Origin of the sequence: Paenibacillus shenyangensis (assembly GCF_000346635.1) — a bacterium.
Taxonomy (GTDB): Bacteria; Bacillota; Bacilli; order Paenibacillales; family Paenibacillaceae; genus Saccharibacillus; species Saccharibacillus dauci.
In genome coordinates this window covers 240,247-261,848 of sequence record NZ_AOIG01000006.1, presented here as the reverse complement: position 1 = coordinate 261,848, position 21,602 = coordinate 240,247, and the positions used below count along the sequence as shown (strand labels likewise).

The following is a 21,602-nucleotide window of genomic DNA, read 5'->3' as shown; positions in this document are numbered from 1 at the left end:
TTGGTATATTTGTAATTATTGGGCGGTAAATCCACCATCAATAGGTATCACAGCTCCGTTGATATAGCGGGCACGATCACTAAGCAGGAAAGCGACCAGATCGGCGATCTCTTCGGGTTGTCCCAGACGACGCTGCGGAATAGCATTTTCTACGGCCTGAAAAGTCTCGGGATTATCCTGACGATATTGTCTGACCATTGGAGTCTCGGTAGTACCCGGAGCAATCGCATTAATCTGGATGCCCTGATCGGCATATTCAACAGCAACTGTACGTGTAATCCCGATAATTCCATGTTTGGTAGCCGAGTAGGAACCCACGGTAGCTTGACCTACCAGTCCGGCGGTCGAAGATGTATTTACAATCGAGCCGCCGCCATGCTGAAGCATAACTTCCAGCACATATTTGATACCATACAATCCACCGAGCAGATTAATACCTACTACCTGATTGATCTGCTCAATCGTATTCTCTGCAAATTGTGTACCCGGTCCGGAAATTCCGGCATTATTAAAAAACATATCAATCGTGCCAAAATGCTCTACTGTACGATCTACATAATTTTTGACATCTTCGGCCCGGCTCACATCTGCCTGAATAAAAATAGCATCGACGCCCTTTTGCTTCAGCAGTGTAATCGTCTCTTGGCCTGCTGCTTCCGAGATATCAACGATACTGATATTAATGCCTGATTCCGCCAATTTCAGTGCCACGGACTGACCCAGTCCACTGCCACCTCCAGTGATTACAGCTACTTTACTCTTCGTCTCACTCATACCTTTGTTCCTCCGTTATCGCATAATTATGCAGAAATCTGCTGCTTCATTGTATGCTTACGATAACGTATTTTCAAGTAAACCTGACAGTCATATATGGATGCTATCACCGGATACACAGGAATAGAGTAGAAGGAAGGGAGCACAGAACAGTAAAATAGCTGAATGTATCAGGTGATGATGATTTTGTTTTTGCTGGCGAGAATGCGCAGTTCACGCAGTAGTTGATCGCGTCCGTTTGGCGGAAATTCAATCTCTACGCCATAATGGTAGCGTCCGGATTCGGTACGGTTCCATTTCAGACGACCTTCCAAATACAGAGGTTCTTCATGCAGTAGCATATGGATGCTGACGCGGATTTCTTGATGATCTGCCTGAATCTCTACAGGAAGGGATAAACGGCAGCCTGCACTGCTCAGATCCAACAGCAGAGCCTGCATCGGCTTCGAATGTACAGCTTTGCCATTGATTTGCAGGATGTGCAGAGCAAAGGGTACAGGTTCTTTCAGTACATAACGGAACGGGGTTTTTCTGCGGTTATGTGTCATCATGATAATTCCTCCTTTGATTGGGTACCAGGATATAACGAAAAGTAGAAGGGAAAGTTTATTTTACAGCCTAAAAGTAATGGTTTTTATAAATAACAGGTATTTAGTACTATTATTTATATCGACACGATTCGTCAAAATGTTAAGTCTTTTGTAACAATTTCGCCTAAAATAATACAAAATGAATGAAAATAATAAAATAAATTGAGAATATTGAATAGATGGATACGAATATGCGTGACAAATTTGTTATATATGGCATAAATGCGTTTATACGCACTATATTCTCCATAGAAATCCATAACAAAAAACATCTGCCTGTACTCAGGCCGGACAATAGCCATGAAGTTGGTACGGTCCGGTTGAAGTCTACAGAGAGATGTATAGATCGAGCAGATGAGTAAATGGTAAACGAAAAGTACAAATGAAAATAGTGAAGAGGGACAATGTGTATACCGATAGATGCAGACAGATATGGAGAAGCTGATATACACCTGAAAGATACAATTAATTACATCGATATCATTTGTATACTGATCAGAGAGCCAGTGCTTCTTCCGTAATCCGTTTGATATCAATGGTAGAGAATGTACCTTCATGTACCATATCCGGCAAAATATTTTCCAGAAAATAATCGACGCAATGAAGATCTACATGTTTGATTTTGACGAGTGCGTTACGGTACATGGCGATAAATTCTTTTTCGGTATTACCGCGCTGAAGCTCCGAAAAAGCTTCGTACACCTGGTCCATCTTATCAGCGACCTGCAGGATCATGCCTTCGACCGAGTTGTCCTTTCCTTCATGCAGCTGCTTGCGGAAAATAGGCTTGAAGTCATCCGGAATATTTTCCTCGATAAAATGTTCGATCATGCCTTCCTCTACCTTTTGCAGCAGCGAACGCAGTTCGAGAGAAGAGTGCTTGACCGGCGTTTTGATATCGCCGATGAATATTTCGCCGTAATCGTGGCTACTTGTAATCTCGTAAAGTTTTTTCCAATCGATAGAAACGCCGTGCATCTCTTCAATGTCTGCCAGTGTTTTGGCATATTGTACCACTTTCCAGGAGTGGGCAGAGACGCTGTGCTGTTCAAATTTAAATTTGCCCGGGCAGCGAATAATCCGTTCCAGATCATCCAGTGAGCGGAAGTAAGCGTGAATTCCCATATGACTAACCATCCTTTGAGTACTGTGAATTTGAAGTGAGATCGCAGGTATAATGATCAGTATAGTACTCTAGTGTTAGCGGCAGGTTAAGCACAGGTCAAATCTGTGACAGAGAGGAACAAAAGCAGACAAAATAAAAAAACTGATCAGCAATCAGATCAGTTTGGCATAACCTATGTAACAGACTGGGCCTTGGGAAGCCCGTCCACGAATAGATGAAAGGATGCTGCTGTCAGCATAACAGGGTATAATTATTAGTTGTAGCGAGGTGCAGTTTTTACGTTTTGATCCTGTACGATTTGTTCAGGGTTAAACTGCATCACACTGTCAGCAATTACGGATTTGGCTTGACCGTATGCATAAAATGAAGCTTTGAATTCCTTCAGGAATGAAGCCAGTGTTTTCATCGGGGTAGCTCCTTTGATTAAAATATCTACATAAGTTATTTTCGGTCAATCCAGCTTATTTATCAAAGGGTGTGACAACGAGTACAACAGAGATGTAAGCGAGAACAGTCTGCGTTCTCTCCGCCAATCTATTGTTTTCTCCCTCTACCTTTTTATTTTAAAATAACAACAGATAATTACAGGAGGTCATATCATGAAAAATGCAGCCATTTACAGTTCTATACCAGACCTGAAGCAGCTGGAAGAAATTATCCGTACTCTGTACAAGGATCACAAAATTACGGTAAAACCTGATCGTACCTATATCGAGGTCATCCAGGGCGGACTGTTCCGCAAGAAGATGAGAAAAGGATTCAATATCATGACCAGTCAGACCGAGCCTGCACAGTTCAGCGCGATGATCGACGGAATGGGTGGATTTTTCTATCAGGTACCTGCTGTGAATAAGCAGGTACAGCAAAAGATACTACTCAAACTGAGTACCCTTAATATGGTGATCGGTATTGAGACAGAAGAAGATATTTCGGAAGAGTTCTATGGAGAACTGCTGCATATTGTTCGTTCGCTGGATGGGCTACTGTTCTGGGGAGGCGGCCAGCTGTTGGATGGTCAGGGACAGCTGCTGCTTGATGCAGAAGGCAATTCCGGCGTGGAAGATTATATGGTTACTGCGCATACGAGTCATTTGCATAACGAATTTCAGATTACACCGACCGGGGAAAGTCGCAAACAACGCTCCAATACCCATCTGGAAAAGCAGGGCATACCGATCAATGCCACACTTTCTGCACGGCTGGGAGATGAGCAGGCCGAACGGATTCGTACGAGAGATGAGGTAGCCAAGCGAGCCGTCGCTGTCTGTATTACCGCTGTCAAAGGAGAATGTGTAGGTGCGGGCGAGACGGTGACAACTACCCGGAAACTGATCAGCCGGATTGTTCGGCAGTATGATGCAGAGGGCTTGTTCACTCCGGAAGAAAAGGCATTTATTGATCAGGAACAGCCAGGGCAGGACGATGTAGTTCGCTTCTCCTGGCGTTATGAAGCCTTATGGGTACTGCTGTGGGCACTCGGACATATCGATTCATTAGAGGAACCGACACAGATCTGTGACGTAGAAAAGGCAGTATCGATCCTGCATGAGTTTGACAGCTTTACAGCTTTTCGTGACCGTTCACAATTGCGACCAGCATCCGAGATTCTGGATGCAGCGGATTTGATCTATCGTTATGATTGGGCATGCATAGACAGTCGTGTACATCAGCGCCCTGTCCCGGGTGGTCTGGATGCAGGTGTTGTTCATGAACGACACTATGCGCTCAACTGGCTGACCGGTTACCTGGGTCAGGACTGGGATGATGTTCGCACCGATACGTGATCGAATCCATACACTCATGCCGGATCGCTCAGGTTCATCGATGATTGGATTCGCAATGAAAGAGGCAATATACCCATCATCCACACGATTCAGCTGTCCCGAAAGAACAGCATTCATCAGCTGGTTAACAGGGTAGATACACCCCTTTTTTTAATGCGATAACAATAATTCTATTCCTGCCCTGTGTGACATAAAGCGTTTACAATCGAAAAATATCGTGTTATGGTAATGACCAAAGGATTGTTACTGCGAATGCGGGCAAAACCTGGGTACGACTATGTTCCATGCTATGGAGCACAGTAGTGTCCGGGTTTTTTTGCGTTTATAGCTGAGGGGCAGACAATTCTACAGTATGTAAATGGAAAAGGGGTCAGCATAATGAGGAAAAGCAGATGGGTCAAAATGGTATTGTCAGTAAATCTATGTATACTGATCGCAAGCGGGATAAGCGGACAAGCGACAGCTGCACCTGCCAAGAGCAAGGACGCTTTGGCGGCAGCCGGACAATCTGTCCAGCAGCAGAAAGCGCGAACCATTATTACCAATGATGGTGAAGTGGATGATATGAACTCGATGCTGCGCTTTTTCCTGTATGCCAATGAAGTCGATCTGGCCGGGATTGTATTGACCAGCTCGGTCTATCATTATGCGGGTGATCCTGCGAAAGGAATTGAGCCTTATCGCTGGACCGGTACCCAGTGGCTGACAGATATGATCGATGCTTATGCACAGGCCTATCCCAACCTGAGCAAGCATGCCGATGGTTATCCAACGCCAGATTATATTCGTAGCGTAACCAAGATTGGCAATATCTCATACAAGGGAGAGATGGATCAGGTTACCGAAGGTTCCGAATTTCTGAAAAAGCTGTTCCTGGACAATGACCCGCGTGATCTGTACGTGCAGACATGGGGCGGTACCAATACAACAGCGAGAGCACTGAAATCAATTGAAGAGCAATATAAAGGAACGGATCAGTGGTCTGCTATTCAGCAGAAAGTCAGCGACAAGCTGGTACTGTACATTATTCTGGACCAGGACGACAGTTACAACGAATATATCGCCAAGAATTGGCCGGATATCCGTATTATCAATGATCAATCGAACTTCTGGCACTTTGCTTATGCCTGGAAAATGCACACCGAAGCTGTGAACAGCAAGCTGCACGGTGCGTGGAACTACGAGAATATCCAGAACAATCATGGTCCGCTGCTGAATCTGTATGCACTGATGGGTGACGGCAAAATGATCGATGGAGAGCTCGCAGAAGAACAGCGCGGCAGTGAATCCTATTTGCAGAACAATCCGCAGTATGATCGGTATGATTTTATTTCCGAAGGTGACTCACCATCGTTCTTTTACTTGATCGATAACGGACTGCGCAGTATGGAAGATCCAAGCTATGGAGGTTGGGGCGGCCGTTTCGGTCAGGTCAATGACAAGCTGTATCGCAACAATGTACTCGATTATGATGTACATACCGGCCGCTATGAATCGGAATATTCATTAACGCGCTGGTTTGATGATATCCAGAACGACTTTGCAGCCCGTGCAGATTGGGCCATTGCTTCACAATACAAAGATGCCAATCACAACCCCACGCTCAAAGTCAAAGAAGGACTGAATCTGACTGCCAAGCCGGGTCAGTATATTACGCTGCATGCGATAGGCAGCGATCCGGATGGCGACCAGCTGAGTTACCGCTGGTGGCGTTATTATGAAGCGGATACGTATACCGATTCCCGCGTAACGCCTGCTGCCGAAGAGAAAGACGCGGTGGACGGACTGCTACTGGGTATTCACCGTCCGCTTGCGACAGGCGAGAAACGTAATACGATAGGGCTGAAAAACAGCAATACCCCGACCGTTAAATTCCAGGTTCCCAAAGATGCCAAATCCGGTGATACGATCCATATGATCGCTGAAGTCCAGGATAATGGCGCTCATACACTCAAGCATTATCAGCGGGTAATTATTACAGTGAAATAATTCGCGCTGCTGCATGATCCCTGTTTCCCTTTTCCCTGAACGCTGCCATCTGTTCTACACAGCAGCAGTCTATGGACAAAAGGGATCAGGGTCTTTTTTTGTACAAGCGATCGAATGTAGTAAAATAAGTACTATACATAAAACGGATCATGAACGGAGGAGCTTATGGATAAAAAAGCAAAACAAATACTCACCAAAACGTTCTGGCAAACCGGCGGCTGGAAGTCTGGACCGCCAGTGCTGCAGGGAGAAGATTTTGAGTATGCCCGCAGTCAGGGTGTCATGTTCGACCCGCTGACGATTACGCATGATGAACTGGTACAGCGTCTGCATGAGCTTCATCAGCGTATTACGTTGGAACAGGTGAGCGAAGCCTTTTTGCATAGTTTGTCAACCCGCCGGATACATCTGCGCAGTGCATTGTCCAGCTGGGCGCTTACGGCGGAGCTGCCCCTGCATACATACGAACAGCGCCAATCGGTACATGCCAATACGAGCAGCTGTGGTGATTGTAATTTTCACAGGCTTATGTCGGATCGCAGCTATGTAAATACAGATCTGAATGTACTTAATTTCGAACGGATCAAATGGGGCGGTGTACGATTGAACTGGCTGCTGTACTGCTGGCTGGATCTGGAATTGTTCAGCAGGGAAGAGCCTGCTGCTGCCACACAAGAAGATGTATGGCTGTTCCGGCAGATGCTGGAGCAGGTGAATCAATGTGATCCTGCAGATAGCGCACGCAAACTGGAGAAGCGCTGGAAAGATATTTTCCCGTCCAGCAAGTATGAGCGGGATGCAGTTATGGAAATCCTCGGATATGCCGGAATTCTCAAGACACAGGATACACCGCGAATCGGCAGGGGCGGCGATAATGATTTTAGTTCGATGGCGGTATGGCAGGGACAGGATCGGTATGAAGCTGGAGTGGTTGCATATTATTTTGGCAAATGGAGGTTGGACTCATGAATGGAGAGATCCATCAGCTGCTGCTGATTACATCGCTGGGTAACGGTTATCTGATTCATAGCGAAGATGCTTCCAGCAAGGAATTGGAGCATACCAACAGCATTCACGTTACCTTTACAGATGGCGTACAGAGCTGGAATTGGGCGAGCTGGCTGGATTATCTGCGTAGCGTTGGCTGTCAGCGTCTGATGATGGTCAGCGGCAGTCAGCCCGAGGACAATTGGCAGACGAGCGGATTCGCCGGAGGTGGTGCCCGAGCAGGTATTATTGCCCTCGGAGCACAGCATAACCGGATCTGGATTCCGCAGTGGGAGAGTGGGCAGTTCCGTTCGGAAGTGCGCTGGAATATTACGTATACCGAGCAGGAACAAGAGCTGGGCCAGCCTTCCGAGCGGGTCTTTTTACCACTGGATGAAGTCAGGATACAGTTCAGAAGTGCGCTGGAACAAATTGCCCGATTGGCAGAGGAGATTGAACAATCCTTTTGGAAAAAGAACTTTTTTGACCCTGCGATTGCTATTCTCGATGGAACAGCCGATATGCCACGTCTTGTATTCAAACTGCCGGATGTCTACAGCGACGAAGCAGTGCGTCTGCTGAATGCAGTCTACAAAACATGGGTATTTGGCGCAATGGGTTCGTGGAACGACGATCCGCCTGCTTCTGCGCATGCTCACGGAAGATATGAGGAATATAACCAATACTCCGCCCGTTTGTATGCAATACTGGTGCAGACTGCCCAGGCAGCAGTAAATTCGGTTGTATTTTAACTTCTCGGATAGAGGAACAGGAAAGGAGGCGGACATCGATTATGTATCAGAAGATTCATGACCATCTGGTGCAGATAGAGCACACATTGACCCTGGAAGAAGTACAGCAGCTGGCTGCCAGCCCGGATCTTCGTATCATCCAGTGTGCAGAAGTGCTCGAACCGGCAGCCTGGAAACTGCTGAATGAGCACCTGTTCCCAGTAAGACAGGATATTCTGCTGCGTCTATACGGATTCTATGACTCGGTATGTGATCTGGGTGTTCTGGAGATTCTGCCACAGCTGACCCGACTGTCGGTGGAATGTGAAGGAGAATTCCGACATCTGGACGCAGTGGCTGCACTGCCAAAGCTGGTACAGCTGCAGCTGTCTCTGACACAACTGACTGATCTGGATATCCTGGAGCGGATTCCATCGGCACTGGAGCATCTGCATATCGGGCGTACGCAGTCCCGCAGACCCGACCTGCAAATGCTGGCGAGATTCCAGCAGCTGCATCATCTGCATATCGAGGGACATCACAAAGGTATCGAGGTGATCAGTCAATTATCTCAATTAAAGCAGCTGACTTTACAATCAATTACCGTCCCTGATTTGCAGTTTGTGCAGCCCTTGTGCAACCTGGATCAGCTTATTATTCGCCTTGGCGGAATACGGGATTTGAGTGCGCTGGATAACAATCGATCGATCCGGTATCTGGAGCTGTCGCAGATCAAGGGACTGGAAGATATCTCTGTAATTTCTTCACTGACAGGGCTGCAGTATCTGTTCCTCCAGGCACTGCCTCATATTTATGCGCTGCCATCCTTTTCCGGTCTGCATTACTTGCGCAAGGTGGCACTGGAAAATATGAAAGGACTACGGGATATCAGTACACTGGAGTATGCTCCGGCTCTAATCGAATTCACCCACCGCGAAGCATGGGAGATGAAGGTAGAGGCTTACGAACCGCTGCTGCGCAATCCATCGCTCCAGCGCGTCTATGCCAAACTGAAAACACCCAAAAAGATGCAGCAGCTTCGTCAGCGGATGATATATCATAACAAGAAAGATGCACTGGAAGAATATGAGCAGGGTAGAACCAGTTGGTGGGACACGTTTCCTGTTCAGTAGCGAGCACGGGTATAGAGACTGTAATTATAAAAAAGGGACGCCACCTTTTCCGGCAGCGTCCTGTTTATGATGCCATTATTTAATAATGTTCATTTTATTATCCCGTCAGGCAAGTATACTTTTGCGCTTTGCTTCCTCGATCCAGCTTGGGAATTCACTTAGCAGCCGATCATATAGCTCTTCGTCGCTGACTTTGGAGATATCGTCCAGTTCAAAGAAATTCGCATTATCTACAAAACGGCCTTTGAGTTCATCCAGTTCGCGCAGCACGCCATAGTTGGCATTGCCCAGTCCAACAAACTGCCAGAACAGATTGTAGCGAGAGCTGTCGATGATCAGCTTGGCAATTTTGCTCTTACTGCTGACACCACCATCGCTGAAAAAGATAACATAGGTAGGTATGCGTACATTGGGTTCTTCTTTGGTATATTTGCGGATCACGTCCTCCATCACGGGCGGCTCGTTATTGGTTCCGCCTTTGCTACCCAGCTTGTAGGCACGTTCCACATAATTCTCATAATCCTCTGCACGTACGCTTCGTGCACGCAAAAAATCTTTGGCAAAAAACCATACGTCCAATTCTCCATTATCATCAAAAGCAGCTGCAATCGCCAGTACACGTTCAAAAGCTTCCTGTACAATCCCTTTTTTGTAAAGGGAATACATGGAACCGGAAGCGTCGAATACAACGGCTACCCGTGCCTGGATTGGTGCTACGTTTTTCTTTTGGAGAGACAGGGTGACTTTCTTTTTGAGCAGATCGATCTTGGTCAGCGATGTCGTCAGTTTGGGACCTGGAGGTTCGGCAGCGGTTGAATCGGTAGATGCAGATACAGCAGCAGGGGTGGAAGCTGTTGTTTGTGTAGCGGAATTTGTTACGCTTGAGCCCTCTGCTTCATCAGCCGAAGCATCACTGCTCTCAATCTCTACGCCAAATGACTCGGCCAGTGGCTGCAGTCCACCGAAGAAGCCACGGCCAATCGCCCGGACCTTGAATGTATCTTTATACTTATAGATCTCGATTAAAATCAGTGCCGTTTCTGCGGTCACCTCGGATAGGGTATATGTAATTTGCTGTCCATTTATTTGTAGCACAGCCTGACAATTGCTCACCTCTGCAAAGGTACCTGCACCCTCAAGGGTAGCCGTAAATACACATTTGCTGACAGGAGCCTGCTGGAGTCTGTTCAGATCCAGTTGAAACCGGGAGCGCTGTCCATCTGCCTGTACCAGTTGAACACACTGGTGAGGATCTACATTCTGATTATAAAAAATAAAATACTCGTCGGAAGGAACCTTGCCATCCTCATTGACCATAAAGCAGCTGATATCCAGTGAAGAAGGGGAAGCACTACATTGTATAACCACGTCTAGCATACTGCCGGATGGTATATTGGCGTTTTGTCCCTGATTTAATGCAATCTGTTCTCCAGCCATGTGTCTAACCTCCTGAATAAATAATAGTTATTATACTCTTTACCATGATTTCTTGGATTCGCATCGTCCAATTGAAATAAATGTACGATTCTTCTATTGATCTTTGTGATACAAATAGTTAGAACAAGCATCCTCAAAAAAGAACCAATAAAGGAATCATCAGAGTAGCTATAGCAATCATAAAGGATACTTGGGACGATGCTCCAATCAAGTTGCTTCCTGCTCACCAGCTGCCAACATCAGCCGGTAAATCTGACGCGTTGTATTCACATTGCGTATTGTCATGTACCGGTACAGCCTGGAAGAGGCCAGTTTGTTCATGCCACTACGAGTAACATTTTCCCGGGGGACCGATACCAGCAATGCACCGGGGATATACAACAGCGTACCCAGATCTGGTTTGAGAGGTATCTGTTCCAAGATGGAGCTATCGTTGATGTCATCCCACAGGAAAAATACATCGCTTTTCATCTGTTCATCGTTGGTCCAGTTCTCTGGTAAAGCCGTGATAACCTCTTTCATCTGCGGCAGCGAACGTACCATTACCGGGATATCCAGCTGGAAATCTGCTGCAATCGCCTGTTCCAGCTGGATAGACAGTTCAGCCGAAGACAGTTCACTGGCGAAAATAATATTTCCCGAGTTAATATAGGTCTTCACTCGAGTCATCCCGGCTTGTTCAAAAGTGGATTTGAGCAGTTTCATATTGATGTTATTATTGCCGCCAACATTAATGCCGCGAAGCAAAGCTGCATAAATCATCTATACCCCTCCTTGCTGTCCAGTCTATTACCAGTTTAAACCCAGATACACAAACAGATCATTCATTTGCTGTTCGCCCAGAAGTTCGAGCAGTTGCGGTTCGATCATTTCCGTATATTCGGTCTTGATCTCGTCTGTCTCTTCATCTGTAATCTCTCCCTGCAGGACAGCAGCCGCTTCAATCATAATAACCAGAGCCGCAAAAAAATCAGCCAGGGATGAGGCTATAGGCTCGGGATCATTGCCTTCAAAAGCGGCATATACCGGAGAGTCCGCTCTGCTGGTATCCACAATCAGCGGATCATCATTATAATTGGCAATTACCACATGGTGGGATGGCCAATTTGCTGATTCCTCCGGTGAATCTGAAACTCCAATCCAGCGGTAGCCAAGCTGCTGGCGGTACAGATACTCCGGCGCTGCAAATTTTAGCAAAATACCGTCTCCAATCAGCACTGCTGCACTTTTTATTGAGCCAGCCGCTTTTTCATCGACCATTTCAAAATGACTGTATAGGTAATGAAGCTCGGGAGACAGGGGAATACGATCATCAATCTCTGGTTGAATCGGCTCGGAATAGGCACGAATAAAAGAATCGTCAAACAGTCCGTATGATTGATTGTACAGATCCTGCTGCTGAATAAAGGAAAGAATAGAGGTATGTAATTTACTAAAATCCGTCATTGGACAACGTCCTTTCAATAGGCTTTATAGGTGTGGATAAGTGTCTGTAACAACATTATAGTATACGATCCGGCGTACAGAACAACGTAGGTATTGGAGGCGAATAGATTACTATTTGGCCGGTCTGTTATACTCTACTATAAAGTAATTCAACCCAAAGGAGAGATGGATATGTCCGTATTATCTGCACAAGAATTAATTGACCGGGACAATCATGCCTGGGAAGAAATTGTACAGCTGTTTGCCGAAGGTGCGAATACATATACCATGTGGCCTGCCGACCGCAGCGAAGGAGAAGAGACCCTGCGCTGTCTTCAGGTAAGTACGCGTTCCTATCTGGGCGCAATCGCCTATGAAGCAGGCGGTATCTGCTTGGATCATGGCTGGATTACACTGCTGGGTGCAGGCAGTACAGAGGTATATGGTGATCTTCGTTCATGGAATGGACTGCAAAGTCAGTTGCCGGTGAAGACACTGACGGGCAAACTGCTGGTAGCCTATGATGCAGCAGGCGGGTTTTTCGCGCTGGATACGACAGATGGACAGATTTGTTATTTTGCACCAGATACGCTGGAATGGGAAGCGACTGAACTGACATATTCGGAATGGATCAACTGGCTGGCGGCCGGTGATTTGCAGCAGTTTTACGAGACATTCCGCTGGCAGAACTGGAAACAGCAGACCGAGCAGCTGGAAGTGGGACAGATATTTGCCTACTATCCGCCGCTCTGGACAGCTGAAGGTGGAGGAGAAACCAGCAGCAAACAGGTAGTACCTGTAACAGAAGCCTGGCAGCTGGCTTTGGAGAAAAGCTGACAATGGAGAATTCTGCAGGCCCATACCTATCGTTTGCACCTATTTATTGTATATTACAGCAGTAGAGAACGATTCGTTGGATGCCATACATGTACTCAACTTATATAATTGTCGATCGCAAGCTTCATCCCTTCATGACTAGCGACAAATCCAAGCTTTTCATAAAAATGATGCGCACTCGTCCTGCTCTTGTCGGTTGTCAGCTGAATCAGCTGGCAATCCATGTCCCGAGCCGTTTCAATAGCATGACGCAGTAATGCTTCTCCGATTCCCTGGCTGCGATAGCGGCTGTCCACACGAACGCCTTCGATTTGACCGCGTGTCATCCCGAGTCTGGATAGACCGGGAATGATCGTCAGTTGGAGACATCCGATAACATCCTCATTATGAACAGCAACGATAATCGAGTTGCCCGCCTGTTGCTGGATTTTGGCAAAAGCAGTCTGATATTCTTCCGGTAGCGGATCTTCAAAACGCTCTCTCGCAGCTCCCAGTTCATCATCTGCCAGCAAACGTACTATTGCTGGCAAATGTTCCAAAGTAGCTGTCTTATATTCCATAAGAATTCACTCCTTTTTTATATGAATAGCTATTCCTGTGCAGCATGACGATTTACATACCAGTCGATCGCATTTTTGTACATTACCTTGTCGAATTGTTCCTGCTCCAGCGTATGATGGATGAGTTCAATATCATCATGATGATAAGGTCGTCTGGCTCTTGTGGAAGGCAGATCTGTACCGAACATTAGTGCATCCGGACTCACTGCACAAATTGCCTGGATCGCCTCCGGCACATCCAGTTCCACTCTCCCAAAGCCGGTAGCTTTGACACGGATGCCTTTGTCCACCAGATGGAGTAAATGAGGAAATCCTGCACGGGACAGTCCCATATGATCTACGATTACAGCTGGAAGATTCTCAATCACCGAGGTAATCTCGGGCAAAGAGGAAGAGTCGATATATAATTCCGCATGCCAACCCGCCAGTTCGTGTACCCTTTTGGCAAAGTAATCCAGACGGGATAATGTCTCCGACCCGCCACGTTGCACATTAAACCGGATCGCCCGTACTCCATGTCCATGCAGCTCCAGAATGTCTTCATCTGGAGTGTCATAAGGAAGCTGCGTCACCCCTACAAAGTCACTGCCCAGTGTCTGCAGGGAATGAATTAAATAAGACTGATCAAACCCCTGAAAGGAGCCGGAAACGACTGCTCCACCTCTAATATCTACTTCTTTGACCTTATCCAGATAATCTTTGCAGGTAAATGGTTCAGGCAAAAATCCCTGATTTTCGATCAGTGGAAATTGCGGATCAATAATATGCAAATGCGCATCAAACAAGATTCGTTTCAAAAGGGAAAACTCCTCTCCATATCAAGAATGAATGGTTGTGAAATAGATTCATGACAAGCTATTTGTATCAGCGAACCGATCCATAGATTGTCCATGATAAAAGACTAGCTTTGTTCTCTGAGCTGACTGGCATGCTGCAGGAATTTCTTTTGTTTGCTTGCGCTGCCAAAGATCAGATATAGCAGCTGTTCCTGCTGATAGTCCTCCAGCGAGGTGAGCTGTTGATCCAAAGCAAGGACCAGCTCCGGTGTATTCCAGCGATCGGCGAGGCCTTTGACCGGACGCGCAGACTGACCGCTACCTAGCAGGATCGCAGCCAGAACAGGCACCAGCCGTGGTTCCACTTCATGAGTCTCGATAAAAGTCTGGATATAGCTGTTATGTGCCATCTGATGCTCGGTATCTACCAGTTTCATGTAGTCCACCAGAAGCGGGAAATACTCATCGCTATGCAGCCCCAGCCCCAATACCGCATATGTTCCCGGCATAACAGACTTCTCGCCGGGTTCTACATCGTTATACCAGGCAAATTCCTGCATCGCAAGCTGTGCATAATCAGCGATAAGCGGATACAGCTCGGGATACAGCATAGCTGCAGCAAATAGGCGGTGCAGCGGCGATTTGGCCAGTCCTTTTACAGACAGGAACAGTTTGGTCTTGCTGCCAAGCTTGAGTTTGTATTCGCGCGGGAATCCCTGGCGCAGCAGATCACAGAGGTAGGTGATGGCTTCCCGGTAAGCTGCCGGATCTTCATTCAACAGCTTGATCTCGATCAGCTGCAAAATATCATTGGCTTTACCATGGATATGGGCATTTTTACGGGAACTCTCGACCTGGCCGCTGCCTTCCTTGAGATAACGTGTCGCTTTATCGGAGCCTAATTGTGCAACATATTCCAGATACTGCTGCCGTTCATCGGCACTTTGTCTTCCCATGCACAGTGCAGCATAAAGAAGCAGTTCCAGTTCCTGTGGATCGACCGGACGGGAATCGGCATCCACTTTCAGACTGAATGGCTGGGCATAGCTGCCGGTTGCATCAAAGTAAACAGGCAGCCACTGTTCATTGGCCCATGTACGGAGCGCAGAGATCAGATTGCGGTCCCATTCAGCATGCAGCTTAGGAATCGGCTTTAGTTTGTGGTCCAGCTGGGTAGCCAATTCGATGATCCGGTCGGTACGGCGCGCCCAGATATCGCTATTCAACAGCAGTTCACTGAAAAAGAAGAGATCCAGCTCTTTGGGATACAGAGGTGGTGGACTCTCTACTTTATCCCGGATAAATGTCTCCATTGCCAGACGTAGCGCTTCCCGTTTGGATTCATTTGTCCAATATTCGGTATGCTGCAGCGTATCCTCAACGAGCGCACGTTCAATATATAAGGAGACTTCCAGCTTGTAATCATAATACTGTGATCCTAGCTGATCTTCATAAAAGACCGGCTCCAGCCGCTTACGCAAAGCCGGCAACCATTCCTGAATCAGCATCTCGTCGGTGATCGCTTCGATATCAACTTCTGTGTCCCATGGATACGCTGAATCACTCCAGGAAAAAGGTCTTTCAATCTCGATAAACATTTGGCCACTGGTCCAATTGTTTTTACCTTTGCGATAGCCGATGCGGATGTAATCGTGAATCCCTGCCTGAAGCGTACTGCGTTGGCCGAACTCACTAATTCGCTTTTGCTCACGCTCGGAGAGGGATTCCAGCTGCTCCCATGTTTCTTCCAGTAATAATTCAATAGTAGCGTCCATATTCTATTCCTCCTGTAAGCCGCTTATATGTAAAATCATTTGTTATTCATTATATCATTTTGTATATGCCATATTTTGGACGAGAAACTATCACTACAAAATATTAGCCGGTGATTGGAAAAGGATACATTTATTGATCATCTATAACAATTTATGATGAATCATCCGTTTAAGTATATAGAAGATTGTTTATGCATATATTCATTTTGCATAGCTATAGCACAGTCAAAGGATAACACTCATCCCTGATTATGCAATGGGATGACATCAAGGAGGTGAGAAGATTAATACACGGCAAATCGGGCTGCATATTATTTTGCCTATCTTGGTCGGTAGTATCATTTATATTCTTTACCGGCATACGACACTTCTTGTATTTCAATGGTTAAGCTTTGCAGGTCTATTGTCTTTTGTAATGCAGCTCAGAGAAATGGCTTTTCTATCTCTGCCATCTTTTGTTAAATATTCGCTGCCGGACGGATTATGGGCTTATGCATTTGCCTACACCATTTATCAGATCTGGCGAGAATCCAGTAAAGTAGTCACGTATAGCATTATTTTTGGAATACCATGTATCGGAATATTCAGCGAGCTTTTGCAGATTCCGCATATCATACAAGGTACATTCGATCTCAATGATGTGATCGCCTATAGTATCGCAGCTATTATTCTTTATATTATTTCTATTCAAAAGGGGAATATACACAGACATGAAAAAAACAATTTCAACACTGATCGCCTGCGCCATTTTTGGTACACTGGCAGCAGGAAGCATGAATAGCGATGAGCCTAGTTCGACCAGTAGTTCTACAAGCAGTTCCAATACAACTTCTGCCAAAGAAGAAAGTAGCAAAGCACCCAAGCAGGAAAAGAAACAATTTTATATTGGAGATGGCGTTAGTGTAGGTGGATTTGCCGTACTGGTACATACACCAGAAGTCAAAAGCAGTGTAGGTACTCAATACCTGCGTCAGGAAGCCAATGGCGAATTTTGGGCAATCCCGATTTCTGTGATTAACAATGACAAAGAAGCGCGTATGGTTACTATGGCTATGTTCAAGCTTGTATCCAAGGATGGAAGATCCTATGATGCCGATGCTACAGCCGTAATGTACATGGATTCTCAAAACAAATTGCTGCTGGACAACATCAATCCGGGTGTGCAGGTAGATGGATATATTGTATTTGATATGCCAACAGGCCAGAAAATGTCCAATTATTCCATGGAAGTTAGTGACCCGTTCAGCTTTACCCGTAACAGCCAAGTCATGATCAAGCTGGCCAAAAAATAACTTTGCTTCAAATAAAAAGACTGCCGACGTAGGTTCGGCAGTCTTTTTATTTTTTTATCATATGAGAGAGGTTGTAATAGAGTTGGCTGTATTCAAAATTTATTTGTTTGGAGAAACGAGGATTTTTACCTGATTTTTCTCTTTCATCAGTGCTTCAAATCCTTGCTCAACAATCTCGCTCAGGCCGATCCGTTTGGTAACCAGTTTCTCCGGAGAGAAATAGCCTTGATTCATCAGGCTGATTACAGCAGGGAACACATCACGATAGCCGATAATACCGGCGATATTGCGTTCCTGCATAACGATCAGATTCGGATGGATTGGAGCTTCTTTTTCGAAAATGCTGACGATCATGATCTGTCCGCTCAGCTTGGTTGATTCAATTGCCTGGGTCAGTACGACCGGTACACCGGTAACTTCATAGGCAACATCAGCGCCGCCTTCGGTCAGGCGATGAATTTCTTTGACTACATCGACATCAGCCGGGTTCAGGCCGATTGCGCCGAGAGATTCTGCTGTTTTGCGGCGTTCTTCGGACAGCTCAACCGCATAGATCTCGGCTGCGCCGGATGCACGCAGTGCTTCGATCACGAGCAGGCCGATTGGACCTGCACCGAATACTACAGCGCGATCACCGACTTTGAACTGGCTCTGACGAACAGCATACAATGCGACTGCAGACGGCTCAACCAGTGCGCCCTGTTCAAAGGAAACAGTATCCGGAATTTTGTGTACCATATGTTCATCTGCGGATACGTATTCGGAGAATCCGCCACCACCGCCGGCCAGACCGAGGAAGCCCATTTTCTCGCACAGATTATATTTGCCCTGACGACATGCTGTACATTTACCGCATGCAAAAATCGGCTCCACAACAACGCGGTCGCCTTCTTTGAATTTGGTTACGCCTTCGCCCACTTCGACGACCTGTCCGGAAAATTCATGTCCCATAACAACAGGTGCTTTTTCGTGAGTCAATGGGTGAGGGGTATCTTTGGAAATGAAAATAGGACCTGCCGCGTATTCATGCAGATCACTACCGCAAATGCCGCACCATTGTACTTTAATTTTTACTTTGCCTTCCTGTACGGTTGGTTCTTCAATTGTATCTACTCTCAAGTCTTTTACACCATGCCAACGTAATGCTTGCATCGAAGTCATCTCCCTGTGAGGTCATAAGATTATAAAGGTGTTGCTACCGATAAGTATACACTATTTTAGGAAACGTTTCCGGTATTAATGATGTCACACTATAGACATATTGTCAAATGGATTTCGGCAGGAACTGACGTAAACCTACACAAGAAGGCAAAAAAATATATAGATCCATATTATCTTTGGATATGTAATTAAGTCTTTTACATCAGCTGATGAATAGATAAAATTTGAAATAGTTCATTTCCGTAATGTAATCAGTATAGTCCGGATTGACTTCCTTTAATCAGACAGGCTTGTTTGCAAACCGCTATGTTATAATGTAAGAAAGTAATGAAAAATTTCACGGATGAATGGAAACGATTCCGGTAAGAGGAGTAGAAACTGGCATGGCCAACAGAAAAAAGGTAACGATCGAAGATGTAGCCCGGCAAGCGGGCGTTGGTATTGCTACTGTATCGCGTGCTCTTAATGATAGCGAAGGCATCAGTGCCAAGACCAAAGCGCGTATTCTGGAAATCGTCGAAGAGATGGGCTTTATCCCCAATACATCTGCACAGAGTCTCAAAATCCGCCAGACGCGGCAGATTGCACTCGCTGTACCCGATATCCGCAATGCCATTATTCCGGATATCGCATGGTCGGTGGAGCAGGCTGCCAAGCAGCATGGCTATCGTGTTGTGCAGATCAATACGCTTGGTAATGCACGATTGGAGCTGGAGACGCTGCGTGAAGTAAAAAAATTGCATGTGGACGGTCTGGTTCTTATGCCACTGGCTTATCCGAAAACATTGGAAAATCTGATCAATCAATCCGCTATCCCGATATCGGTTATCAATTACAGCAAAAAACTCAGTCCCGATCTCAAAGCGGATATTGTCGGTATGGCACGCCCCGAAGGACGTCTCGTTATGGAACATCTGCTGCAGATCGGTCGTACCCGTATCGCTTACGCGGGAGCACCCAAGGACAAGATCGAAGAGCGTTATCTGGCGTATGAACAGTCGCTGCGTCACGTAGATGCTTCGCTTGTATACTTTGGCGAAGACTTTACATTTGATACAGGACGTCAGGCGGCAGATTACTTTTATAATCTCAAACATATGCCTGATGCCATCTACGCAGTCAATGATATGGTCGCGATCGGTATTGTGAACCGGTTCAAGGAACTGGGTGTCCAGGTGCCCGAGGATGTGGCTATCGTCGGCATCGATAACAATCTATGGACTACAGTTACCACACCGCAGATCAGCTCGGTATCGATCATGGGCAATGAAGTGGGGAGGTTGGCAGCTGAGCTGTTGCTCAAACGTATTCAATCGCCGGAGCCTGGCGAATATGAACGCGTAGAATTTGAACCAAGGCTGATTGTCCGCGAATCGAGTCTTGCAGCCAAACATTATTCGCGTAAGGATCAGGAGTAGCGCGGATATCATGTCCAATCACATGAAGGAGAAAGTATGATTACTCAATCTCTGGAGCTGCTGCTCAAAGGAAAAATATTGCTAAAAGAAATAACGCCTGTCGATGCCAATTCCATCACATGGATGGAGGTGCGGCTGCAATCTGACTGCCTTCCAGCTTATCCGCTGCGTACTGAACCCGGTGCAATGATCGCATTTTCACCTTATCAACCAAGCGTTACTATAGAACACGCCTGTTTTCAGGTCAGACAGGCTTCGTTTGATAGAGCCGATATTGAAGATGAACTGGAGCCCTCATATGACCGGGTAGGCGAGTATATACAGATTGCCAACTGGCAGAATCTACAGGAATATTTGGGTCACTATGATCTGATGATTGATGATTTTATCGATTCGCGGCATGTAGACAAGTATCCTTTATAAATGTCTGCTGATGAACGAGTACCTGGTTATACTGAAGCAGTATAAAGGCAGAAAATCCAGCTTCCTTTTAGCTGTACATCCAGCTTCGTAAAAAGTACAGCCGATATTTCGACTTATCGTTGACAATCCGGCTGTACTGCTTCATAATCCATAGATGATAATGATTATCATTATCCGCAAATATATACATAATAGAGGAGAATTCGAACATGAAAAAGGGGTTCAGCGGAATCGCACTTATGCTTGTTCTGATGCTTGCACTTGCAGGCTGTGGAACAGCTGGAAATACAAAGACTGAAGGAGAAACTGCACCAGCCGCTGGCGGATCAAAAGAAGCTGCCGGACCGATAACGATCAAGCATAGTCATGGCGAGACAACACTGGATAAACCGGCACAACGTGTCGTTGTACTGGAATGGACATTTACCGAAGATCTGGTTGCTCTGGGTGTACAGCCAGTAGGTAGTGCTGACAATGAGCAGTACAAGATCTATGTAAGCCCGGAAGCTGCTCTGGACAGCAGTGTAGCCGATGTAGGTCTGCGTAATGAACCGAATCTGGAAGCGATTGCGGCACTCAAGCCGGACCTGATCATTTCCAACTTTGACAGCAATAATAAGATTTATGATCAGCTCAATACGATTGCACCAACGATCGAGTATAATCTGAATACCGGAAATGGTTATGACTATGACAAGATGGTTGAAGTGTTCAACAGTATTGCCACTGCAGTAGGCAAACAGGATCAGGCGAAAAAAGTACTGGCCGATCTGGATCAGCACTATGCCGATGCCAAAGAAAAACTGGCTGCTGCGGGCAAAGCGGATCTGCACTATGTGATCACCCAAGCCTTCACTTCCCAGAATGCAGCAAGCCTGCGTATGTTCCTGGACAACTCGGTTGTAGCAGGTACCCTGGCGAAGATCGGAATGATCAACGACTGGAAATCGGATAAAGTCGAAAATTACGGTTTCTCGACCGTAGGTATCGAAGCATTGTCCAAAGTACAGGACAGCAACTTTATCTATATCACCCAGCCGGATGACGATGTATTCGGAGCGGCAATGAAAGGCAATTCCGTCTGGAATGGACTGAACTTTGTCAAAGAAAAACGTACGTATCCACTGTCTGGAACTACCTGGACATTCGGTGGGCCTGTATCTTCCAAAGCATTGGTAGATCAGGTGGTTGGCGTACTGACGAAATAAGAAATATGCGGATTATGATACAGCTTTGCCAATGAATCATGCGGGTGAATTGATAGCTATTGTTATGAGAGTGGTTATGATCCAATTAAGTATCGGCTCATCATATTGATAACGACATTTGCAATAACTCGCAATAATGATGTTCGTAATACCGGCATTCGTCATAATGATGCTCG

The 21,602-nt window shown here is 46.2% G+C and carries 21 protein-coding genes; 10 read left to right on the top strand and 11 right to left on the bottom strand.

Translation table 11 applies throughout. The features are described from left to right. Positions 1 to 15: 15 nt before the first annotated feature. The 4 genes from H065_RS0105375 to H065_RS27810 form a co-directional block, all read right to left on the bottom strand. Positions 16 to 774, bottom strand: coding sequence for an SDR family NAD(P)-dependent oxidoreductase (locus H065_RS0105375; RefSeq protein ID WP_017811999.1), 759 nt, complete (start codon positions 772 to 774; stop codon positions 16 to 18). 170 nt (positions 775 to 944) lie between these two features. Next, the gene (locus H065_RS0105370; protein WP_017811998.1) at positions 945 to 1,325 is read right to left on the bottom strand and encodes a PilZ domain-containing protein; all 381 of its coding nucleotides are present in this window, start codon (positions 1,323 to 1,325) and stop codon (positions 945 to 947) included. A 534-nt stretch (positions 1,326 to 1,859) separates the two neighbouring features. Continuing rightward, a complete protein-coding gene (locus H065_RS0105365) occupies positions 1,860 to 2,489 on the bottom strand; it encodes a YfbR-like 5'-deoxynucleotidase (protein ID WP_017811997.1) in 630 nt (209 codons plus the stop codon). Between the two features lie 254 nt (positions 2,490 to 2,743). Further along, positions 2,744 to 2,896, bottom strand: coding sequence for a hypothetical protein (locus H065_RS27810; protein WP_017811996.1), 153 nt, complete (start codon positions 2,894 to 2,896; stop codon positions 2,744 to 2,746). 193 nt (positions 2,897 to 3,089) lie between these two features. Between H065_RS27810 and H065_RS0105355 the strand changes: the two genes are divergently transcribed. The 5 genes from H065_RS0105355 to H065_RS27805 all read left to right on the top strand — a co-directional run bounded on the left by H065_RS0105355 (position 3,090) and on the right by H065_RS27805 (position 9,114). Continuing rightward, positions 3,090 to 4,274 (top strand): DUF4272 domain-containing protein, encoded by a 1,185-nt coding sequence (locus tag H065_RS0105355; RefSeq protein WP_017811995.1) that lies wholly within the window; start codon positions 3,090 to 3,092, stop codon positions 4,272 to 4,274. A 378-nt stretch (positions 4,275 to 4,652) separates the two neighbouring features. Then, positions 4,653 to 6,263, top strand: coding sequence for a DUF1593 domain-containing protein (locus H065_RS0105350; protein ID WP_017811994.1), 1,611 nt, complete (start codon positions 4,653 to 4,655; stop codon positions 6,261 to 6,263). A 165-nt stretch (positions 6,264 to 6,428) separates the two neighbouring features. Next, on the top strand, positions 6,429 to 7,232 hold the full coding sequence (locus H065_RS0105345; RefSeq protein ID WP_017811993.1) for a hypothetical protein: 804 nt from the start codon (positions 6,429 to 6,431) through the stop codon (positions 7,230 to 7,232). Then, complete coding sequence (locus tag H065_RS0105340; protein WP_017811992.1) at positions 7,229 to 8,002, top strand: hypothetical protein; 774 nt, start codon at positions 7,229 to 7,231, stop codon at positions 8,000 to 8,002. Before H065_RS0105345 ends, H065_RS0105340 begins: the two co-directional genes overlap by 4 nt. A gap of 41 nt (positions 8,003 to 8,043) precedes the next feature. Further along, positions 8,044 to 9,114 (top strand): leucine-rich repeat domain-containing protein, encoded by a 1,071-nt coding sequence (locus H065_RS27805; protein WP_017811991.1) that lies wholly within the window; start codon positions 8,044 to 8,046, stop codon positions 9,112 to 9,114. 105 nt (positions 9,115 to 9,219) lie between these two features. Here H065_RS27805 and H065_RS0105330 read toward each other — a convergent pair whose 3' ends face one another. From H065_RS0105330 to H065_RS0105320, 3 genes are all read right to left on the bottom strand, one after another. Continuing rightward, positions 9,220 to 10,551: a VWA domain-containing protein gene (locus H065_RS0105330; protein WP_017811990.1), complete on the bottom strand. Its 1,332-nt coding sequence runs from the start codon at positions 10,549 to 10,551 to the stop codon at positions 9,220 to 9,222. A 207-nt stretch (positions 10,552 to 10,758) separates the two neighbouring features. Further along, positions 10,759 to 11,313, bottom strand: a complete 555-nt coding sequence (locus H065_RS0105325) for a DUF1697 domain-containing protein (protein WP_017811989.1) — start codon at positions 11,311 to 11,313, stop codon at positions 10,759 to 10,761. 27 nt (positions 11,314 to 11,340) lie between these two features. Next, entirely contained in the window at positions 11,341 to 11,997 is a 657-nt protein-coding gene (locus tag H065_RS0105320; RefSeq protein WP_017811988.1) for a type 2 periplasmic-binding domain-containing protein, read from the bottom strand. A 171-nt stretch (positions 11,998 to 12,168) separates the two neighbouring features. Between H065_RS0105320 and H065_RS0105315 the strand changes: the two genes are divergently transcribed. Continuing rightward, positions 12,169 to 12,813, top strand: a complete 645-nt coding sequence (locus tag H065_RS0105315) for a DUF2625 family protein (protein WP_017811987.1) — start codon at positions 12,169 to 12,171, stop codon at positions 12,811 to 12,813. Between the two features lie 95 nt (positions 12,814 to 12,908). Here the strand turns inward: H065_RS0105315 and H065_RS0105310 are convergent, their stop codons facing one another. From H065_RS0105310 to H065_RS0105300, 3 genes are all read right to left on the bottom strand, one after another. Then, on the bottom strand, positions 12,909 to 13,373 hold the full coding sequence (locus H065_RS0105310) for a GNAT family N-acetyltransferase (RefSeq protein WP_017811986.1): 465 nt from the start codon (positions 13,371 to 13,373) through the stop codon (positions 12,909 to 12,911). A gap of 29 nt (positions 13,374 to 13,402) precedes the next feature. Then, positions 13,403 to 14,170, bottom strand: coding sequence for an amidohydrolase family protein (locus H065_RS0105305; RefSeq protein WP_017811985.1), 768 nt, complete (start codon positions 14,168 to 14,170; stop codon positions 13,403 to 13,405). Positions 14,171 to 14,274: 104 nt separating this feature from the next. Continuing rightward, the gene (locus tag H065_RS0105300) at positions 14,275 to 15,924 is read right to left on the bottom strand and encodes a DUF6138 family protein (protein ID WP_017811984.1); all 1,650 of its coding nucleotides are present in this window, start codon (positions 15,922 to 15,924) and stop codon (positions 14,275 to 14,277) included. Positions 15,925 to 16,634: 710 nt separating this feature from the next. On the opposite strand from H065_RS0105300, the gene H065_RS0105290 reads away from it, so the two are divergent. Next, positions 16,635 to 17,216 (top strand): DUF4352 domain-containing protein, encoded by a 582-nt coding sequence (locus H065_RS0105290; RefSeq protein WP_046227001.1) that lies wholly within the window; start codon positions 16,635 to 16,637, stop codon positions 17,214 to 17,216. 99 nt (positions 17,217 to 17,315) lie between these two features. On the opposite strand, the gene H065_RS0105285 is transcribed toward H065_RS0105290, so the two are convergent. Continuing rightward, positions 17,316 to 18,368, bottom strand: a complete 1,053-nt coding sequence (locus tag H065_RS0105285; protein WP_017811981.1) for a 2,3-butanediol dehydrogenase — start codon at positions 18,366 to 18,368, stop codon at positions 17,316 to 17,318. Positions 18,369 to 18,760: 392 nt separating this feature from the next. On the opposite strand from H065_RS0105285, the gene H065_RS0105280 reads away from it, so the two are divergent. From H065_RS0105280 to H065_RS0105270, 3 genes are all read left to right on the top strand, one after another. Then, a complete protein-coding gene (locus tag H065_RS0105280) occupies positions 18,761 to 19,795 on the top strand; it encodes a LacI family DNA-binding transcriptional regulator (RefSeq protein ID WP_017811980.1) in 1,035 nt (344 codons plus the stop codon). 36 nt (positions 19,796 to 19,831) lie between these two features. Next, positions 19,832 to 20,218: a hypothetical protein gene (locus H065_RS0105275; protein ID WP_017811979.1), complete on the top strand. Its 387-nt coding sequence runs from the start codon at positions 19,832 to 19,834 to the stop codon at positions 20,216 to 20,218. Between the two features lie 209 nt (positions 20,219 to 20,427). Continuing rightward, entirely contained in the window at positions 20,428 to 21,426 is a 999-nt protein-coding gene (locus tag H065_RS0105270) for an ABC transporter substrate-binding protein (RefSeq protein ID WP_017811978.1), read from the top strand. Positions 21,427 to 21,602 lie beyond the last annotated feature (176 nt).

Coding starts and splice junctions, on each gene's coding strand:
- H065_RS0105275 (WP_017811979.1), top strand. CDS start 19,832: ATGATTACTCAATCTCTGGAGCTGCTGCTCAAAGGAAAAATATTGCTA.
- H065_RS0105270 (WP_017811978.1), top strand. CDS start 20,428: ATGAAAAAGGGGTTCAGCGGAATCGCACTTATGCTTGTTCTGATGCTT.
- H065_RS0105290 (WP_046227001.1), top strand. CDS start 16,635: ATGAAAAAAACAATTTCAACACTGATCGCCTGCGCCATTTTTGGTACA.
- H065_RS0105365 (WP_017811997.1), bottom strand. CDS start 2,489: ATGGGAATTCACGCTTACTTCCGCTCACTGGATGATCTGGAACGGATT.
- H065_RS0105345 (WP_017811993.1), top strand. CDS start 6,429: ATGGATAAAAAAGCAAAACAAATACTCACCAAAACGTTCTGGCAAACC.
- H065_RS0105330 (WP_017811990.1), bottom strand. CDS start 10,551: ATGGCTGGAGAACAGATTGCATTAAATCAGGGACAAAACGCCAATATA.
- H065_RS0105340 (WP_017811992.1), top strand. CDS start 7,229: ATGAATGGAGAGATCCATCAGCTGCTGCTGATTACATCGCTGGGTAAC.
- H065_RS0105300 (WP_017811984.1), bottom strand. CDS start 15,924: ATGGACGCTACTATTGAATTATTACTGGAAGAAACATGGGAGCAGCTG.
- H065_RS0105310 (WP_017811986.1), bottom strand. CDS start 13,373: ATGGAATATAAGACAGCTACTTTGGAACATTTGCCAGCAATAGTACGT.
- H065_RS0105370 (WP_017811998.1), bottom strand. CDS start 1,325: ATGATGACACATAACCGCAGAAAAACCCCGTTCCGTTATGTACTGAAA.
- H065_RS0105325 (WP_017811989.1), bottom strand. CDS start 11,313: ATGATTTATGCAGCTTTGCTTCGCGGCATTAATGTTGGCGGCAATAAT.
- H065_RS0105315 (WP_017811987.1), top strand. CDS start 12,169: ATGTCCGTATTATCTGCACAAGAATTAATTGACCGGGACAATCATGCC.
- H065_RS0105355 (WP_017811995.1), top strand. CDS start 3,090: ATGAAAAATGCAGCCATTTACAGTTCTATACCAGACCTGAAGCAGCTG.
- H065_RS0105320 (WP_017811988.1), bottom strand. CDS start 11,997: ATGACGGATTTTAGTAAATTACATACCTCTATTCTTTCCTTTATTCAG.
- H065_RS27805 (WP_017811991.1), top strand. CDS start 8,044: ATGTATCAGAAGATTCATGACCATCTGGTGCAGATAGAGCACACATTG.
- H065_RS0105280 (WP_017811980.1), top strand. CDS start 18,761: ATGGCCAACAGAAAAAAGGTAACGATCGAAGATGTAGCCCGGCAAGCG.
- H065_RS27810 (WP_017811996.1), bottom strand. CDS start 2,896: ATGAAAACACTGGCTTCATTCCTGAAGGAATTCAAAGCTTCATTTTAT.
- H065_RS0105375 (WP_017811999.1), bottom strand. CDS start 774: ATGAGTGAGACGAAGAGTAAAGTAGCTGTAATCACTGGAGGTGGCAGT.
- H065_RS0105350 (WP_017811994.1), top strand. CDS start 4,653: ATGAGGAAAAGCAGATGGGTCAAAATGGTATTGTCAGTAAATCTATGT.
- H065_RS0105285 (WP_017811981.1), bottom strand. CDS start 18,368: ATGCAAGCATTACGTTGGCATGGTGTAAAAGACTTGAGAGTAGATACA.